The organism is Mucilaginibacter sp. L196 (genome assembly GCF_009765905.1).
GTDB lineage: Bacteria > Bacteroidota > Bacteroidia > Sphingobacteriales > Sphingobacteriaceae > Mucilaginibacter.
Window position 1 is genome coordinate 626,521 of the sequence record NZ_LMUO01000019.1, and the last position, 20,054, is coordinate 646,574.

The window sequence follows — 20,054 nt, forward strand, 5'->3', positions numbered from 1 at the left end:
CTGTTTTAATACGCTTCGTTGTAAATATCTATGGCATCCTCCTCGCTTATATGGCGGGGATTGTTTTTTAACAGGCGTTGTATTTTTAAGGCATCTTTCGCCATTATTGGTATAGCACTTTGAGGGATGTCAAGATCCCTTAACCGTGCAATTACCTTACACTCTGTTATTAATTCCTTTATTTTTTCGATGCCTTTTTTCGCGGTCTCGCAATCGTTAGCTCCTTTTGTACAACCCAAAGCCAAAGCCACATTGGCGTACCGTTCGGGTGCTTCTACCATGTTATACGCCATTACATATGGCAGTAATAGAGCATTGGAAAGCCCATGCGCCAAATGAAAAGTGCTACCCAGCGGATAGGATAGGGCGTGCACCCCGGCAGTATTTACAGGGCCCAGGCAAAAACCGCCTAATAAGCTACCCATAGCAACCTGGTAACGTGCATTTTCATCTTCTCCGTTTTTAACAGCCTGTACAAGATTCGCCGCAATAAGTCGCATGCCTTCCAGTGCATATACATCAATAAAAGGATGGGCAAACTTATTGGTATAAGCTTCCATGCAATGTGTTAAAGCATCAAGGCCAGTTGCTGCTGTAATAGAAGGCGGAACGCTGATGGTTAAAAGCGGGTCGACGTAAACAATATCAGGCACAAGGTATGGGCTGATGATCCCTTTTTTCTGACCATCGCTATCATCAACTAAAATAGCATTTGGCGAAACCTCGCTACCTGTACCTGATGTGGCAGGTACGCATATTAACTTCTTGCTTCGCCCTTTTAAAAAGCCTGAGCCAACTATTTCGTTAATAGATTGATCGTTATCCAATTGGGCGGCAACTAATTTGGCAACATCCAATACACTGCCGCCACCAATGCCAATGATCAAGTCAGGGGCATTTTTTTTTGCTTCCGACAATAGATTTTCAAAGTCGGTAAATGAAGGTTCTTGCTGGATTTTGGTATTGATGGACACCGAAATGTTATTCGCCCTTAGCTGTTCTACAAATTGTTGTAATACCGCAAGTAATGGTTCTATCGTTATAATAAAAGCATTATTGCATCCGGTATTGATGATTTCGGCAGGTAAATCAGCCAGTGAACCATTAGCGAAAACCAGTTTGCCAGGGAAATAAACAGAAAGAGGTGGGGTATTAGTTATAATCATATATTATCTGTCTGTATATCCGATACATTGGTTAGTTAAAATTATTAAAAGCATATGTTTCTAAAATTATTGATATAAATATTTTACTCTATCACTTATCGCGATAATATTATCTGATATAATTATCATATTTTATTTTAGAAATTTAGGTTCCGCATGCGTCCAGCAAAACATCTTTGCAATAATTAAAATGTTTGCTGAAATACTCGATCCGTGTTTTATCCCCTTGTACAGCATTCGTTTGTTATTTGCAAAAATGTAAACCGGTAACATTTTAGTTACGGCTTAGATTTAATAAAACAAATGTATTAAAGGACACTATTTACATGTTGTATAATTTGTTCAAGTAATTGTATGATATTGCCATTTCTATTGCCGGGTTAATTTGCCAAATGTTTTTTTTGAGTATAAACGTAGAGGCTACAGCAAGCATTAAATAGCAATATTCTAAATGGTAAATCGGGGTTTGTTTTGCTGTAATTAACTGTAAAGGTGGCTGTTTACGATAACGTTAAAGTAAATATAGGTGGCCTAAAGCTTGTTGTTACGTTACTTCGGCAATACATTTGTATTTAAGTTAAGATATTATAATACAAATAATATCAACCATAACTCAACAATAAACCAGTTAAGTTTCCTGAATTTAACCAAATAACCGAACAGATGACAGTAGTAAGAACTTTAGGGCAATTTATAATTGAACGGCAATCCGATTTTCCTTATGCCAAAGGCGAATTATCAAGGTTGCTGCGCGACCTGGCAATCGCCGCGAAAATTGTTAACCGTGAAATTAATAAGGCAGGCTTGGTTGATATTTTAGGCGAAGCCGGCACTACCAATGTGCAGGGTGAGGGACAAAAGAAACTAGACATATATGCTAACGAGCAATTCATAGCAGCCCTTAAAAGCGGTGGCGAATGTTGTATAGTAGTATCGGAAGAAAATGACGAATACGTTTATATTGATTCAGAAATTTCAAAAGACGCGAAATATATAGTTGCTATTGATCCCTTAGATGGTTCATCAAATATTGATGTGAATGTTGGTGTTGGTACCATATTTTCAATTTACAGGCGTAAATCAATCAATGGAAAAGCTACGGAAGATGATGTTTTACAAAAAGGAACTCAACAGGTAGCCGCTGGTTATATCATTTACGGCTCATCAACCATGTTAGTTTATACTACAGGTAAAGGAGTTAATGGCTTTACGCTCGATCCGTCAATCGGCGAGTTTTGCTTATCACACCCGGATATGTCGATACCAAAGGATGGTATTATCTATTCTATCAACGAGGGCTATTACACCCATTTCCCTGATGGGGTGAAAAAATACATCAAATACTGCCAGGTGGAAGACAAAGCTACCAACAGGCCTTATACCTCGCGCTATACGGGCTCTATGGTTGCCGATCTGCATCGCAATATGATAAAAGGAGGGATATTCATTTACCCGTGTACAGCAAGTTCAATCAAAGGAAAGCTGCGTTTAATTTATGAGTGTAACCCAATGGCCTTTATTATTGAGCAGGCTGGTGGCCGCGCGTCCGACGGCTATAAAAGAACATTGGATCTGGAAGTAAAAGAACTGCATCAACGTTCCCCGATTTTTATTGGCTCGGAAAATATGGTGAAGAAAGCTGAAGAATTTATGGCCTCATTCTCTCCGCAGATAACCAAAAAAAACTTTGAAGGCGCCGTAGAGATACAATAACTAGTTAAGCTTATACCCCTATAAAAATCGATAATAAAAAAATAAACCCCTGGTAAGCATTTGCAAACCAGGGGTTTTGTTGTGATTAGGATAAGGGGTATTTAGTTTTTATAGCCTATCGGTATTACAGTATTTAATGGTACCAGACTATTTAGATAAACCTCAATGTTGGTATAGCCACCACCGTTTTTTGCTGGTAATGCAGCATCGCTGGCATCATGCGGGTTAAGGCCATGTTTAATTTCATAAGCATCCGGTATACCGTCATGATCCGAATCCTTGTAAGGTGTGCCTTTGTATTCAGGGTAGCCACCTACTTGTGAAATATCAGTTATGATCCCTTTTTTGTATGATGAATCAGGCAAACGGTGTTTTACCCATTTGCTGCCGTTATTATTATCAGTACCCTCCACATATGCTATTTTACCGGTTCTTACGTCGTTGATGATACGCTTATCAACAGCATCTCTTCTCGGTAAAAAACAGCCTACATTATCCAAAACATAATCATATGCCTGTTTTGCAGAAATAACTGTTATAGGCGCTATCGGGAACGGTTTATTAACCCGGATACTGTCGGTATATTTACCGGCATCTGGCATTTCACCAATTTGTATACCACCATCCCAGTTATCCTTGGTTACTTTTTCATCACCTTCCATAATATTACCATTGGCGTAAACACGGCCAAATAAGCCCTTACTCTCCGGCGATCTGCCCGATTCTGGTTTTAATATTCTGTGCCCAACCGGTTTCTTAATATCTGTTATCGGCCCTGGTTTGTAATAGTTGTTAAAGAAGTTAAATAGTGAATTGTTATCACCACCATCGGCACTTCTGTCCCACCAGTTAAATATTACGTTGTCTACAAAACCAAAATCGCCATACATGCCTACAGAAGGGTTACGACTGATATTATTAGCCCAAAGATCGCGCATAAAGGTGCTGTTTAAGCCGCCAAGCGTACTGCCGAACGCATGGTTGTAAGTATCCAGCCCCTCAGCAAACATGCAGTTTTGCATGGTAATATTTACAGTTGGCAATTTATCTCCTTTTTTACCCTGGCGATTATAAACATGCCTGTACATCGACATTACTTCATCCAATCCCCAGCTTCCTGAAACGTGGTCAACCATAATATTACCTACCGGGTTACCGCCGAAGGCATCATCCCTACTGGTTACATTAGTAGCGCCTCTGCGAAAACGCATAAATCTTACCACCACATCGTGGGTATCTACCCAAACAGATTCACCTGCAATGCAAATTCCGTCGCCGGGTGCGCTTTGTCCTTCAATAGTGATGTATGGCGCCCTTATGCTGATCGGCTGGCTTAAATGAATTATACCGGCAACATTAAAAACTACTATTCGTGCTCCGCCTTGTTCGCAGGCATCACGAAGAGAGCCCGGGCCATAATCATTCAGGTTGGTAACCTCGATAACCCTACCGCCTCGACCACCGAATGAGTACATACCGCCGCCTTCAGCACCCGGGAATGCGGGTATTTTGGCTTGTGGTAAATCCGATGGTTTTGCTGCCCATGGGATATAGGGCTTGCCATTCTTTTCGTCTTTCTCGATAGCTGGCATGGCTTTTTCAAATGCCTTATCAGAGCGTAGTTTCTCAATCTTGTAAATAGAATCTGCTTTTGCCTGCATAGCCGGTGGCACACGCGGATATTGCGCCAAAGCGGTCTGACAGGTAAAGGCAGCGCCCATTAAGGCAATCAAAGCAATGATGTTCCTCTTCATTTTTTTTTAATTATAATTTGGTGATGGTTAACCGGCACATTGGTTATCAATACCGGTTACAGTTTATACAATTTACCAGATAATTAGGTTAAAATTATCATTTCAAATATGCGAACTACAAAAAGTCGTTTAGTATAGGATTTTTTCTAGCTGATATACAATTTTAGCATGTATGGCCTATCTGCTTGTTTTTTAATGATAAATACCTATAAATTTACATTGATTATTAGGCCAATTATAATTTTCGGGATGTCAATTAATGTATATCTAAAATGAAGCTGAAGTCAATTTCTTTCACAATACTAATAATACTAAGCGCAAGCCTTTTCTGCGGGGCTCAGCAAAAACATATACTTACTACCGATAAATTAAAAAACTATGTTAGTTATTTTAATTCCATCGATACAGAAACTGTAAAAAACTATGTCACCAACGATCATGCATTCACTTGGTTGGCAGATAACGTTCCGCTTTTTGAATGCCCGGATTCCGCTATCGAGAAAATCTATTATTACCGCTGGTGGACATTCCGCAAGCACCTGGTAAAAACTCCCGATGGGTTTGTGTTTACAGAATTCATCACCAACGTAAACTGGGCCGGCGAATACAATACCGTTAGCAGCGCGCTGGGTCACCAGATATATGAAGGTCGCTGGCTGCGCGATCAAGAGTACATCAGGGATTATATCAATTTTTGGCTATACGATGATCCTAAGCAAGCTAAACCACATCTGCACGCCTTTAGTAGTTGGTTAGATGACGCTGTTTATAATTTCTATCTAACTAACCTGGATAAGGCTTTCATCAAGCAATCCCTTCCGGCCTTGGATAATGATTACCGCCAATGGGAAAGCGAGCATCAATTACCCAGTAAACTATTCTGGCAGTATGATGTAAGGGATGCCATGGAAGAATCCATCAGCGGCGGCAGGCATGTGAAGAATATACGCCCAACCATCAACAGCTATATGTTTGGTAATGCCAATGCCTTAGCTAAAATGGCCGCTATAACTGGTAACGACACGCTGAAAACCATCTACCAGCAAAAAGCCAAGCAGCTTAAGCAATTGGTACAAGATAGTTTGTGGGACGATAGCGCTAAATTCTTCGAGGTGAGAAAGCCTGATGGCCATTTTGCCGATGCCCGTGAGGAGTTAGGCTTTATCCCGTGGTATTTTAACCTGCCGGATGATAAGGCGAAATATGCTGAACAATGGGATCAACTAACAGATGTTAAAGGATTTAACGCGCCATGGGGGATAACTACTGCGGAAAGACGTCACCCGTTATTCCGTACACATGGCAGCGGGCATGGCAGCGAATGGGATGGGGCAATATGGCCATTTGCTACAACCCAAACCTTAAAGGCATTAGCCAACCTGATTGACAATTATACCAATCATGATGATATGTCGGCGAAGGTTTTCTATGATCAATTTCATAAATACGCCATGTCGCATATTAAGCGGGGTGTACCTTATCTGGGTGAATATCAGGATGAAAAAACAGGCTATTGGCTAAAAGGCGATAACCCAAGAAGCAGTTATTATAACCACTCCGGCTTCTGCGATCTGGTTATCAGCGACTTGGTTGGGCTAAGGCCAAGGGCCGACAATGTGCTCGAAATTTCTCCGCTCATACCAAAAGGACAGTGGGCATGGTTTTGTCTGGATAATGTGGCTTACCACGGTCACATCCTAAGCATACTGTGGGATGAAAAGGGATCAAAATATCACCACGGGGCAGGCTTTTTTGTGTATGCTGATGGCAAAGTTATCTATCATGGAACTGAGCTGAAAAAAGTAACCGTTAAGTTAAACTAATAACCGTATTGTACCACGGCACATATGGAACAAGTGGTACAGTTGGTACACTTTTAGCCCCAAAAACGCCCGAAAAGTACCCGAAAACGCCGTTTTTAGGTTATAAAAATGACCCAAATAAGCTTGTTTTAGTCGTTTTTCGATTTGAAAAACGCCAAAATAGACCTTGAAAATGGCGAAAAAGACTCGTTTTTGCCCATTTTTTAGCATAATTTAAACCATTTAACCGCAAAAAATCTCGAATTAAAACCCCTGTTGTTCCAGTAATGAAACATTCTCGAATTGTACAGGTTTTAAATTTAAGTCATTCTTTGATGATAACATAGTACAATAGATTGAAAAAAATCAGCAATATTTAATGCCTCTGTACTAATAGATTTGGCTGTTTATATAACCGTAAAGTATTTTAACCTAAGTTTATTTTAATACCAATTTCCTGCAATGTTTTGTTGCCGAATATTTGCAAATCTTTTCATTGTGTTTGTACCTGTTAGTCTATGAAGATTATATTTAATATTGTTTTTTGTACCTGTTTGTTTAGCGTCGTTATTGGTAATGCAACTGGTGTAAAATCAACAAAAAGCGTTACCGTCATATTTTCGGGTTCAGCCCATGCGCGTGTTAAGTACGGTGTGCAAAAATTGGAGCAGCAGCTAAAGATGCAAGGTTATGCGGTAACTGAAAAAGCCAATCTTCAAAATAACGGCAGCACCATAATTATCGGATTGTTAAATGATCCCCTGATCAAAAAGTATTATACTAAATGGCAGATCCACCTAAACAAATTACCCGGTAAAGAAGGGTTTGCCATAAATGGCAGCTCAGGCAATATAATTATTGCAGGTGCAGATAATTCCGGTGCATTGTACGGATGCCTTGAACTGGCCGACGAATTAAAATCAAATCATTCGCTCCCCATAAGTATCAATAAAACAGATCAACCTGAAATGGTGCTGCGCGGTGCCTGCATAGGGATTCAAAAACCAGAGTTATTACCCGGTCGCGGAACGTATGAATACCCTTATACTCCACAAAATTTCCCATGGTTTTACGATAAGGCGCTTTGGATTAAGTATCTGGATTCATTGGCTCAAAACCGCATGAACTCGCTTTACTTGTGGAGTGGTCACCCTTTCGCTTCACTTGTTAAGGTAAAGGATTATCCTTATGCCCTGGAGGTAGATGAAGCTACCTATGAAAAGAACGTAGATATATACAATTTCCTTACCCGTGAAGCTGACAAACGGGGCATCTGGGTAATACAGGGTTTTTACAACATCATCGTTTCCAAACCTTTTGCCGAACATAATCACCTCAAAACGCAAGACCGCAACCGCCATATTGTACCCATCATAGCTGATTACACTCGTGAATCTATCGCTGCATTTGTGCAGAAATACCCTAACGTAGGTTTGCTGGTAACTTTGGGCGAGGCAATGGAAGGCGTTGGGCAGGATGATATTGATTGGTTCACTAAAACAATAATTCCCGGCGTGAAAGATGGACTGCATGCCTTAGGTCGTACAGATGAGCCGCCAATTGTATTGCGTGCCCATGATACCGATGCACCATCAGATATGAAATATGCCAAGCCATTATACAGTAACCTGTATACCATGATCAAGTACAATGGCGAAGCTTTAACTACTTATACACCACATGGCCCCTGGGCCGAATTGCATCAAACGTTGAGTAAACTTGGCCCTGTTGAAATTGAAAATGTGCATATTTTGGCTAACCTTGAGCCGTTCAGGTATGGATCAGATGATTTTATACAGAAATGCGTTCAGGCGATGCATAGTACCGACGAATCAAACGGGATCCACATATACCCACAGGCATCTTACTGGGATTGGCCATATACCGCCGACAATACCTCGACACGTGAATTGGAAATGGATAGGGACTGGATCTGGTATAAAGAATGGTCGCGCTATGCATGGAATTGCCATCGTGATAGGGGGGATGAAGTAAAATACTGGTCACAGCAACTATCCTCAAAATATGGCTGCGATTTTGAGCATGGTAAAGATATTTTAGACGCCTACGAGCAATCTGGCGAGATATCACCCAAGATATTAAGACGTTTCGGTATAACCGATGGTAACCGCCAAACCATGACGCTTGGCATGACCATGAGTGAATTGGTTGATCCTGAAAAATATGGTTTATTCTCATTACTCTATAACTCTGAAGGCCCTGAAGGAGAAATGCTAAGTGAGTACGCAGCCAAAGAATGGAAACACCAGCCACACGTTGGCGAAACACCGGTTAAGGTAATTAATGATATTATTGAAGAAGGTAACAACGCGGTAAAAGCTATTAATGCAGCCGATAAAGGTATAACTACTGATAGGGTAGAATTTAATCGCCTCAAAAACGATATGTACTGTTATAACGCCATGGCTAACAGCTATGCGCACAAAGCAAAGGCTGCATTATGGGTGTTGCGCTACAAATATTCTGATGATGTCAGTGATTTGGATAAGGCTTTGCCTGAATTACAGATTAGCTTTAATTATTACCAGCAATTGGTAGATCTCACCAAAAATACCTATCTGTATGCCAACAGTATGCAAACCAAACAACGCAAGATCCCGGTAGGGGGTAACGATGGTAAAAATAAAACCTGGGTTGAACTGTTACCACTCTACCAAAAGGAACTAAACAATTTTAAGCGAAATATCGATTCGCTTAAAATGCCGAAATCCATCGCCAAAAAGCAGCAAAAAATACAATTGGTTGATGCCCCGGTAACTTTAACTAATTCCAGTTTTTACAAAGTAACAACAGGTAGCCAGGTGTTTGCGGATACTACTGCCCAGATTAAAAACATCGCCCCCGAACTGGCAGGCTTACAGGGTATCAAATTAAATAGAGCTACCCAGGTTACCGATGGTACCACCATCAACTTTACCAATACCAAACCTGTTAAAGTTTTGGTTGGCTACTTTTTAAGTAAAGAAAGCAAGTATTTACAGGAGCCTCAGCTGGAAACAGATGCGACTGCAAATGATTATGGTCAGGCTGATATTAAAATCTCCAACGCCATACAAATCGATGGTTTACCTCCGGTGAATGTGCATACCTACACTTTTAAAGCTGGCAATAATACCTTAAGTTTAGGTAAAGGCGCATGTTTAGTATTGGGTTTTGTGGATGATTCGGCCACCATCCCGGTTTATGATGCAGGCTTAAGTAATGAAGGTAACATCAAAGATTTAAGATGGTTGTTTAACTAATTTAAATGAACAGGAAAACCAACATATTTACAAGCCGGATAATATTTACTGTAACAGTTCTGCTGTTCGTAATTATTAGTCCTGAGCATGGTTTCTCACAAAGCAATTTAAGACTTTGGTATAAACAACCCGCCCAAAAATGGACTGATGCCCTGCCAATTGGCAACGGCCGCTTAGGTGCCATGATATTTGGCGGTGCAGATGAGGATCACATCCAGTTTAATGAGCAAACCTTATGGACCGGCGGCCCGAGAGCGTATGCTCGTAAAGGAGCCTCAAAATATCTACCCATCATCCGCCGCCTAATCGCCGAAGGCAAACAAGCCGAAGCCGAATCAATTGCCCAGGAACATTTTATGGGGATGAAAAGCCATGAGTTTACCTATGATGCCGATTCAGTAGCATGGGTCAAAAAAATGCGCTCGGATATATCGTATGCTGTAGCTGATTTGGACGATAGTAAATGGAAAACCATTCCGCAACCCCAGGCAAATGGATGGGAAGTCCTTCCTGGCTTTGAGGGCTTAGATGGTGCTGTTTGGCTTCGTAATAGTTTCGACCTGCCCGCAGATATGATTGGAAAAGCAATGGTTTTAAATATCGGCCGGGTTCGTGATATGGATTTTACTTATGTAAATGGTCATTTGGTTGGCTCTTCCAATAATACTTCAAATCGTAGTTACACAATCCCGGCTGGTTTACTTCATCCCGGCAAAAATACCATCGCCATTCAGGTGCTTAACTTTTATGATAAAGGAGGATTAACCACGGTAAAAGAAAAATTGGGTGTTTATCAAAAAGATTCACCAACAAATTTTATTGCGCTAAAATCAAATTGGAAATATGCCATTCAAAACGATTCACCACCGGCTCATCCTGCATATAATGCCGAATACCAACCCTTTGCTGATCTTTATCTACAATTCCCTAAACTGGAGGTGTCAAACTATACCCGCGATCTTGATCTGACAAAAGCCATCGCCCATGTTAGCTACCAATCAAACAGTACTATCTATACCCGCGAATACTTTTCAAGCGCACCAGACCAGGTTATAGCTGTACACCTAACTGCAAGCAAACCCGGTAGCATAACCTTTAGAGCATTACTTAAAACCTTACACAGGTCTTTTAATATTTATAGGGTCGATGCCCGTACGCTGGCATTATCACTTAAAGTAAGCGATGGGGTGCTAAAAGGTGTTAGTTATTTACATGTAGATGCCATAGGGGGCAAGGTAGCGGTAAATTCAAATGACATAACCATCAGCAACGCTAATGAGGCAACCTTATACCTAACTGCTGCAACCAATTTTAAAAGCTATAAAGATGTTTCCGGTAATCCTGCTACCATCTGTAAAAATATCATCAACAAGCTTTCTGATAGAAGTTATGCGATTATAAGGGCCGCCCATATTAAAGATTATCAATCTTATTTCAATAAGTTCTCCATCAATTTAGGAGTGACTCCAAATGATGCGCTGCCTACTGATGAACGTATCTTGAAATTCAGTAATACTGCCGATCCGGCTTTGATAGCATTGTATGTGCAGTATGGTCGTTATTTGCTGATCTCATCTTCGCAACCGGGCAACAGTCAGCCCGCGAATTTGCAGGGCTTGTGGAACGATCTGCTTACGCCACCCTGGGGCAGCAAATTTACCACCAACATCAATTTAGAAATGAACTACTGGCCTGCCGAGGAATTAAATCTATCAGCATGCAGTGCCCCATTCTTTAATGCAGTTGATGATCTGGCGCAAACAGGCAAGGTCACCGCCAAAGTACACTATGGTGCACCGGGGTGGGTTTTGCACCATAACACCGATTTATGGCGCGGAACTGCCCCGGTAAATTCATCTACACATGGTATTTGGGTAAGTGGTGGCGCATGGCTTTGTCAACAGCTATGGGAGCACTATTTATTTACCAAAGATCAGGTGTTCCTGAAAGATCGTGCTTATCCGGATATGAAAGGCGCGGCTGAATTTTTTGTTCATTTTTTAACCAGAGATCCTAAAACAGGCTACCTCATCAGCACCCCGTCAAATTCGCCGGAGCATGGCGGCTTGGTTGCCGGGCCGACGATGGATCATCAGATCATCCGCGATCTGTTCAAAAATACGATTACCGCGGCAGGTGTTTTGGGCATTCATTCTAAGTTTATCGATACGCTGAAATCCATGTACGGTCAAATCGCACCTAATAAAATTGGTAAATACGGACAGTTACAAGAGTGGATGGAAGATAAAGACGATACCGCCGATACCCATCGCCATGTATCGCACATGTGGGGCGTTTATCCCGGTACGGACATTACCTGGGATAGGCCCGATTTGATGAAAGCTGCCGAACAATCCCTCAAATACCGTGGCGATGAAGGAACAGGATGGAGCATCGCCTGGAAAATAAACTTATACGCCCGCTTAAAAGAGGGCGACCACGCCATGCGTTTATTCGATATGCTGCTTTCACCCGCTGATGTAAGCTCAGGAAAAGAAAAGGGTGGCGTATATCACAACTTATTTGATGCCCACCCACCATTTCAGATAGATGGCAACTTTGGCGGAGCCGCCGGACTTGCCGAAATGCTGCTGCAAAGTCAGGGAAAAGAGATTGAATTACTGCCCGCGCTGCCTACAGCTTTACCTAACGGAGATGTAAAAGGCATTTGCGCCCGTGGTGGTTTTGTGTTGGATTTTAAATGGGAGAATGGAGTGTTGCAAAATGTTAAAGTACTGTCAAAAGCAGGAGGGGTTTGTAAACTCCTTTATCAGGGAAAAACAATCATCATCAATACACAAAAAGGCAGGTCATACCAGTTTAATGGTGATTTGAAAAAAATATAAATGGCAAAATCTAAAACATATAAAGATTTGATTTTGCGGTTGATAATTCGGCCGTTTTTCGTTATCTTTATATTGCTGTTTTTAGTTTTTGCCAGCCATTCCGCAATCGCGCAGCAAACTACTCGTCAGGAAATATTGCTCAACAGCAACTGGCGCACCATAGCCGATGAACATAACATAAACGCTCATAAGGGTTTTGAAAAAGCAGGTTTCGCTGATAAAGGCTGGCTAACCGTTGATGTACCGCATAATTGGGATACTTACGGAGGTTACCGCCGTTTAAAAAATGGCAATTTGCATGGTTACGCCTGGTACCGCAAAACCTTTGTAATTACTAAACAGCAACCGGGTAAACGTTATTTTTTATGGTTCGAGGGAGTTGGGTCTTATGCCACAGTTTGGCTTAACGGTAAACAGGTAGGTTACCATGCCGGTGGCCGTACTACTTTTACACTTGATGTTACCAATGCCATCAAACAAGGCTCCAACCTGCTTTGTGTCCGTGCAGATCATCCTGCTTTTATCAGGGATCTCCCTTGGGTGAGCGGCGGCGATTCCGATGATCCTGGTTTTTCCGAAGGTTCGCAGCCAATGGGTATATTCAGGCCCGTTCATCTCATCGTTACCAATCCAGTAAGGGTAGAGCCATTCGGCATCCATGTGTGGAATGATACTACCGTTTCCGAAAAATCAGCCACACTAAACCTCGAAACAACAGTTAAAAACTATAGCAGTAAACCTTGTGAAGTAACCGTTATCAACCAACTAATTGATGCAGGTGGAAATGTAGTTGCCGAAACAAAATTAGTAATTAACCTTGATGCAAATGCAACCGCTACCGCGAAGCAAACAATGCCACAAGTTAAGCAGGTACATTTATGGTCGCTTACCAATCCGTATTTATACACCGTTAAAGCACAGGTAACGATCAACGGCCATGTGGTTGATCAAACATCTATTCCTTACGGCATCCGTTGGATTAGCTGGCCAATCGGCCGCAATAACGGCGATAATCGTTTCTATTTAAACGGCAAACCCGTATTTATCAACGGCATAGCTGAATATGAGCATTTAATGGGCAACAGCCATGCCTTCAGCAACCAGGAGATAAGAGCAAGGGTAATGCAATTAAGATCAGCGGGTTTTAACGCATTCCGCGATGCGCACCAACCGCATAACCTTGAATATCAAAAATATTGGGACAAACTGGGCATACTTTGGTGGCCGCAATACACAGCGCACATTTGGTATGATACGCCCGGGTTTAGGAAAAACTTTAAAGCCCTGTTAAGGGATTGGATAATCGAACGTCGCAACAGTCCGTCAGTAATCCTATGGGGACTCCAAAACGAGAGCCGTTTGCCCGAGGATTTTGCCAAGGAATGTTCCGCCATCATCCGCAGCCTTGATCCAACCGCCTCCTCTCAACGCAAAATAACAACTTGTAACGGTGGGAGGGGTATAGATTGGGACGTTCCTCAAAACTGGTCAGGTACTTACGGCGGCAACGTATTTGATTATGCTTCAGATCTGAAAAAAGACATTTTAGTAGGCGAGTACGGCGCATGGCGTAGCCTTGATTTACATACAAACGGGCCATTCGCGCAAACCAATATCCTAAGCGAAGACCGCATGACCCAACTACTGGAAAAGAAAGTCCAACTGGCTGAATCTGTAAAAGATAAAGCCGCCGGCCAATTTATGTGGCTGCTTTACTCGCATGAAAACCCCGGCAGGGTGCAAGGCGGCGAAGGCTATCGGGAACTTGATCGTGTTGGCCCGGTAAATTATAAAGGTTTATTCACCATTTGGGGGCAACCGCTTGATGCTTTCTATATGTACAGGGCTAATTACGCCGATAAGGTAAAAGAGCCAATGGTTTACATTGTATCGCATACCTGGCCAAATAGATGGCTTAAACCAGGCAAAAAAGATAGTATTACAGTTTACTCCAATTGTGATGAAGTTGAATTATTTAACGATGCAGGCACAATTTCGCTTGGCAAAAAAACACGGCAGGGTATAGGCACCCATTTCCAATGGGACAATGTCGACATCAAATACAACGTATTATATGCTATTGGTTATGTAAATGGAAAAGCCGTAGCAAAGGATTATATCGTTTTAAATCATCTGCTAGCCTCACCCAATTTAAAGCAACTGTCATCCGGCAATTCAGATATAATGAAGCCTGCCAAAGGTTACAAATATCTATATCGTGTAAATTGCGGCGGCCCCGATTATACCGACAAGCAGGGGAACTTATGGCTAACCGATGCACACAAAAGCGGTAAAAAAACATGGGGTTCACTTTCATGGACGGATGATTATGCCGGGATGCCCGCGTTTTTCGGAAGCCAGCAACGGACTTTTGATGTAATCCATTCTACTAATGATGAGCTGCTATTCCAGTCGTACCGCTTTGGAATGAATAAACTAAAATACCAGTTCCCGGTACCGGATGGCGATTACCGGGTAGAACTCTATTTTACCGAGCCCTGGTATGGTATAGGCGGCGGAATGGATTGCACCGGTTGGCGCTTGTTCAACATCGCCATAAACAATAAAACGGTACTAAAAGATTTTGACATTTGGAAAGAAGCTGGCTGTGATAACGCGCTGAAAAAGACGTTTACTGTTCATGTAACCGGCGGACAGTTACAAATATCCTTTCCACATACCGCCGCTGGCGAAGCTATTATTTCAGCTATTGCTATAAGCACATTAAATCAAAAAGTAATTCCCGCTGCATCTTCGGGTGGAGTTATTAAGAATCTTAACGTCGAAAAACAAAACAAATGGTCTATACAGTCATGGATGGATATTGGTCAGCAAGTTTATGCAAACGAGGATATACGTTTCAGCCAATTGCCGCCTGCCTTATATGGTGCCGACTGGATCAAAACCACAGCAAACGATGCATCTCATCCGGCACGCTTTGCGGTTACCACTGCTGCCGATGTTTACATCGCCATGAATGTTAAAGCCGAAGACAGGCCGCAATGGTTAAAGGATTATCAGCCAACGGGCCTATCCTTGCAAACAGATGAAGACGGCGGCAGTGATTTCGTACTCTATAAGAAACGATACGCAGCCAATGCTATCATTCCATTAGGCCAGTATGGCAAGAATGGAAAATATACCGTAGCAGTTTTACCTGTTACCACACTTCAACCTGCCGTCGACTTAAAAAGAAGTGTTAAATATGATGTTGCTAACGCTTTAATTCAGGGCGATGGAATAATTCAGGATACTTTAAATAAGAAAAAAGTATTACGATTCACAGAACCAGCCGGTGCAAAAGCAACGCTGATAATTACACCCGGTGTAGCCGATAGCTATAATTTGAGCTTTAAATATTATAACAACAGTATCCAGACTTTTACTGTTAACATGCAATTACAAGCTGCCGATGGTACCATTATGAAGCGCGAAGTATTAAACTTTAAACCACTAACTAAAGGCAAATCTGGTACGATAAGTACGTCAACCAATGGCAGTATTAATGCAGGGAACTATAAGGTGATATTAACCGCTATCGATGCAAAAGGACTAATTATATCGGGACTAGAGATGCAGTAATACCGACAAATGATAAAAATGATGATCAAAAGATTCTACATACTTTTTTTAATGCTGCCGATACAGGTATTTGCACAAGGTTTAAAAGTGGCCAATTTGATGTGCGAGTATAAGTCTGATCCTAAAGGAATAGAGTCCTCCTCACCAAAACTAAGTTGGGAACTACAATCTGATGAAAGAAACACCGCACAAATAGCTTACCATGTTTTGGTTGCTGATAATAAGGAAGCTTTAACCAAAAATGTAGGCAATATGTGGGATTCAAAACAAATCCCTTCATCCGCTTCCATACAAATCAGCTATAAAGGGAAGCCTTTAGTGGCAGCAAAAACTTATTACTGGAAAGTAATGGTTTCGGATAACCACCATCATTCGGAATGGAGCGCCATTACTAAATGGCAAATGGGCTTATTAACTCTGGCTGATTGGCAGGGCGCTAAATGGATTGCGTACGCTAAAATGCCTGACTCCATACGTATGGTGCCGTTCCCCGCAGGTAAAGGCCCTAAAGGTTTACCGCCGAATAACGATGTGCTTCCATTACTACGCAAAACTTTCACCATCAATAAACCGCTTAAAAAAGCCACCATGTATATTTCCGGCTTAGGTCATTTTGATATGAGCCTGAATGGTACTAAAGTTGGCGATCACTTCCTCGACCCGGGATGGACACAGTACGATAAACAAGCTTTATATGTGCCTTTTGATTTGACCGAAAAATTAGTGCAGGGCAGTAACACGCTGGGCGTAATGCTGGGCAATGGTTTTTACTTTATCCCCCGCGACCATCGCTACAGAAAAATGACAGGTGCTTACGGTTATCCAAAAATGATATGCCGTTTGGTATTGGAATATAAAGACGGTACTATCGGTAACTTAGTAAGTGATGAAAGTTGGAAAGCGGCTCCCGGCCCAATAACCTTTACCAGCATTTATGGCGGCGAAGATTATAATGCTAACCTGGAGCAATTAGGTTGGAATACCGTGAACTTTGATGATTCAAAATGGCAAAATGCCATAACAGTAAAAGGTCCTCCGCAACTAAACGCGCAGGCTGCCGACCCGTTGCGGGTTATGCAACAGTTTACGCCAATTAGTAAAAAACAATTAAGTCCGGGCGTGTGGGTGTATGATTTAGGTCAGAATGCTTCGGGCATTCCACAAATCACTGTTCAGGGTAAAAAGGGCGATACGGTTAGGATAACTCCAGCTGAGTTGATCCATGAGGATGGTACTGCTAACCAAACCGGATCAGGTAAACCGCATTATTACGATTATATTTTAAAAGGTGATGGCCCCGAAACATGGCATCCGCAATTTACCTATTATGGCTTTAGGTATTTGCAGGTAAACGGAGCAGTACCTAAAGGGGAATCGAACATAAACCAATTGCCGGTAATGGTGGATATAAAAGGCTTGCATACCCGTAATTCAGCCGCTCAAATTGGTTCATTTACCTGCTCAAACGAGTTGCTAAACAAAACATTTACGCTGATAGACTGGGCCATGAAAAGCAACATGGCAAGTGTATTTACAGACTGCCCGCATCGTGAAAAACTAGGCTGGCTGGAAGAAGCCCATTTGGTAGGCAGCTCCCTACATTATAATTATGATATACACCGTCTTGCTTTAAAGTGCATTAATGATATGCGCCTCGCGCAAACGCCAGAAGGTTTAATACCGGAGATAGCTCCTGAGTTTACCAAGTTCGGTGATCCATTCCGTGATTCGCCTGAATGGGGGAGTAATGCTGTTATCCTGCCATGGTATGTGTATGAGTGGTATGGCGATAAGGAAGTGTTGGCGCAGAATTATGATATGATGAAACGCTATTTGGATTATCTGGGCAAGGAAGCCAAAGGGCATATCCTGACAGAGGGCTTGGGCGATTGGTACGATCAGGGCCCGAAAGCGCCGGGATATTCACAACAAACACCAAAAGGTATTACAGCTACCGCTTTTTATTACTATGATTTGGGTATCGTGTCCAATATTGCCAATCTTTTAGGCAAAAAACAGGATGCTATCGCTTATAAAAAAATGGCAGCTACAGTTAAACAAGCTTATAACAAAGCCTTTTTCGATTCAAAAACTAAGGAATATGGCACAGGCAGTCAAACAGCCAACTCCATATCGGTTTACATGGGTTTGGTAGAGCCGAAAGATAAGGAAGCCGTAATCAACAACATCGTAAAAGAATTGCACGACCATGGAAACGCTTTAACCGCTGGCGATATTGGCTTTCGTTATCTGTTAAGGGTTTTGGATGATGCAGGTAGATCAGATGTTATATTCGATATGAACAGCAGGTCGGATGTTCCCGGCTATGGTTATCAATTGGCACATGGCGCTACCGCTTTAACAGAATCTTGGGGCGCTTTGCCGCAGGTATCCAATAACCATTTTATGCTGGGCCACATTATGGAGTGGTTTTACAGCGGATTGGCAGGCATCCGTTCAGCACCGGGTGTTATCGCTATGAAAAATATAGAGATAAGGCCGGAACCGGTTGGCGATGTAATCAGTGCTAAAGCATCTTATGAGTCACCTTATGGTGTTATCGCGACAGATTGGAAAAAGACAAATGGGAAATTTGAATTAACGGTTCAAATACCAGCAAATACTACCGCTACAGTTTATCTGCCAGCCAGCGAAAAGGGAGCGTTAACGGAGAGTGGAAAACCCATTAGCGCCGTTAAAACTATCAAGTTTTTAGGGTACAAAAATAATAAGGCGCTAATAGCAGTTGGCTCCGGAACCTATGATTTCATTGCAGACGAAAAATAGATCATTCAACATGAAAATTAAATATTTATTAATTGCCCTAATCGGTATAATTAGCTTAAACACAGCCCATGCGCAATCGGACATAAACAAAGTACCCGATAAGGTGATGCAGCAAATTTATGATCAGGTAAAAACGCCCTACAAATATGGTTTGGTGATGGTAACCGATAGCAATATCAAAAAGACCGACTGCCCGACTGTATTCCGCAAGAATGGAAAATGGTTCATGACCTACATTATTTTTAATGGGCGTGGTTATGAAACCTGGTTGGCAAATAGTAAGGATCTGTTGCATTGGAATACCATGGGCCGTATCATGTCTTTTTCGGATACTACTCATTGGGATAATAATCAAAAAGCAGGCTACATGGCGCTCGTAGATACCAAATGGGGAGGGAGCTATCAACCACAAAAATATGACGGCAAATACTGGATGTCATATTTCGGCGGACATGATCGTGGCTACGAAAAAGGTGTGCTTTCCATAGGCATGGCCTATACTACTCAGGATCCAACAACCGTACATCAATGGGATCGCTTAGACCATCCTGTATTATCAGTACATGATTCTGATGTTTCCTGGTGGGATAACCACACGCAATATAAAGAAACCGTCATCTGGGATAAATCAAAACTTACCGGGCACCCTTTTGTGATGTATTACAATGCCAATGGCGATAGTGTAGATAAAAAACGAGGCGCCGAACGTATTGGGATGGCCACTTCTGATGATATGATCCATTGGACCCGTTACGGTAAAGACCCGGTATTAAACCATGGTCCCGGTATTACAGGTGATCCAGATATTCAAAAAATAGGCGATGTTTATGTGATGTTCTATTTCGGCGCATTCTGGAAGACTGGTTCGGGCGGTGTGTTTAATCGTTTTGCCTGTTCGTATGATTTAGTGCATTGGACAGATTGGACCGGGGCAAAACTAATACAGGCATCCGAACCTTTTGATAATGAATTCGCGCATAAATCTGAGGTGATATATTGGAAAGGTGTTGTTTATCATTTCTACTGCGCCGTTAACAAATCACAGCAGCGTGGTATCGCGGTAGCAACATCAAAAGATATGGGCAAAAGCACATTAAATTATATAGCACCTCCGATAAAAATCAAAAATTAATCGTTGTTA

Annotated in this window: 9 protein-coding genes; 7 read left to right on the top strand and 2 right to left on the bottom strand. The window is 42.0% G+C overall.

What is annotated here, in order from left to right; genetic code table 11:
- Positions 1-5: 5 nt before the first annotated feature.
- Positions 6-1,166, bottom strand: coding sequence for an iron-containing alcohol dehydrogenase (locus GSQ74_RS19125; protein WP_158995814.1), 1,161 nt, complete (start codon positions 1,164-1,166; stop codon positions 6-8).
- Between the two features lie 663 nt (positions 1,167-1,829).
- Here GSQ74_RS19125 and fbp point away from each other — a divergent pair.
- A complete protein-coding gene (gene fbp / locus GSQ74_RS19130) occupies positions 1,830-2,879 on the top strand; it encodes a class 1 fructose-bisphosphatase (RefSeq protein ID WP_158995815.1) in 1,050 nt (349 codons plus the stop codon).
- Between the two features lie 101 nt (positions 2,880-2,980).
- Here fbp and GSQ74_RS19135 read toward each other — a convergent pair whose 3' ends face one another.
- On the bottom strand, positions 2,981-4,633 hold the full coding sequence (locus GSQ74_RS19135) for a polysaccharide lyase family 1 protein (protein WP_158995816.1): 1,653 nt from the start codon (positions 4,631-4,633) through the stop codon (positions 2,981-2,983).
- Positions 4,634-4,905: 272 nt separating this feature from the next.
- Here GSQ74_RS19135 and GSQ74_RS19140 point away from each other — a divergent pair, with 272 nt between their 5' ends.
- The 6 genes from GSQ74_RS19140 (at position 4,906) to GSQ74_RS19165 (ending at position 20,045) form a co-directional block, all read left to right on the top strand.
- Complete coding sequence (locus GSQ74_RS19140; RefSeq protein WP_158995817.1) at positions 4,906-6,456, top strand: glycosyl hydrolase family 65 protein; 1,551 nt, start codon at positions 4,906-4,908, stop codon at positions 6,454-6,456.
- Positions 6,457-6,953: 497 nt separating this feature from the next.
- The gene (locus GSQ74_RS19145; protein WP_158995818.1) at positions 6,954-9,698 is read left to right on the top strand and encodes a hypothetical protein; all 2,745 of its coding nucleotides are present in this window, start codon (positions 6,954-6,956) and stop codon (positions 9,696-9,698) included.
- A gap of 5 nt (positions 9,699-9,703) precedes the next feature.
- On the top strand, positions 9,704-12,544 hold the full coding sequence (locus GSQ74_RS19150) for a glycoside hydrolase N-terminal domain-containing protein (protein ID WP_158995819.1): 2,841 nt from the start codon (positions 9,704-9,706) through the stop codon (positions 12,542-12,544).
- Positions 12,545-16,126, top strand: coding sequence for a malectin domain-containing carbohydrate-binding protein (locus tag GSQ74_RS19155; protein ID WP_158995820.1), 3,582 nt, complete (start codon positions 12,545-12,547; stop codon positions 16,124-16,126).
- An 18-nt stretch (positions 16,127-16,144) separates the two neighbouring features.
- The gene (locus GSQ74_RS19160; RefSeq protein ID WP_216846785.1) at positions 16,145-18,913 is read left to right on the top strand and encodes a glycoside hydrolase family 78 protein; all 2,769 of its coding nucleotides are present in this window, start codon (positions 16,145-16,147) and stop codon (positions 18,911-18,913) included.
- A gap of 10 nt (positions 18,914-18,923) precedes the next feature.
- Positions 18,924-20,045, top strand: coding sequence for a glycosylase (locus GSQ74_RS19165; RefSeq protein WP_158995821.1), 1,122 nt, complete (start codon positions 18,924-18,926; stop codon positions 20,043-20,045).
- Positions 20,046-20,054: the final 9 nt, after the last annotated feature.

Bases quoted from the DNA above. Each gene is read 5' to 3' on its own strand.
- GSQ74_RS19125 (WP_158995814.1), bottom strand. From the start codon at position 1,166: ATGATTATAACTAATACCCCACCTCTTTCTGTTTATTTCCCTGGCAAA.
- fbp (WP_158995815.1), top strand. From the start codon at position 1,830: ATGACAGTAGTAAGAACTTTAGGGCAATTTATAATTGAACGGCAATCC.
- GSQ74_RS19135 (WP_158995816.1), bottom strand. From the start codon at position 4,633: ATGAAGAGGAACATCATTGCTTTGATTGCCTTAATGGGCGCTGCCTTT.
- GSQ74_RS19140 (WP_158995817.1), top strand. From the start codon at position 4,906: ATGAAGCTGAAGTCAATTTCTTTCACAATACTAATAATACTAAGCGCA.
- GSQ74_RS19145 (WP_158995818.1), top strand. From the start codon at position 6,954: ATGAAGATTATATTTAATATTGTTTTTTGTACCTGTTTGTTTAGCGTC.
- GSQ74_RS19150 (WP_158995819.1), top strand. From the start codon at position 9,704: ATGAACAGGAAAACCAACATATTTACAAGCCGGATAATATTTACTGTA.
- GSQ74_RS19155 (WP_158995820.1), top strand. From the start codon at position 12,545: ATGGCAAAATCTAAAACATATAAAGATTTGATTTTGCGGTTGATAATT.
- GSQ74_RS19160 (WP_216846785.1), top strand. From the start codon at position 16,145: ATGATGATCAAAAGATTCTACATACTTTTTTTAATGCTGCCGATACAG.
- GSQ74_RS19165 (WP_158995821.1), top strand. From the start codon at position 18,924: ATGAAAATTAAATATTTATTAATTGCCCTAATCGGTATAATTAGCTTA.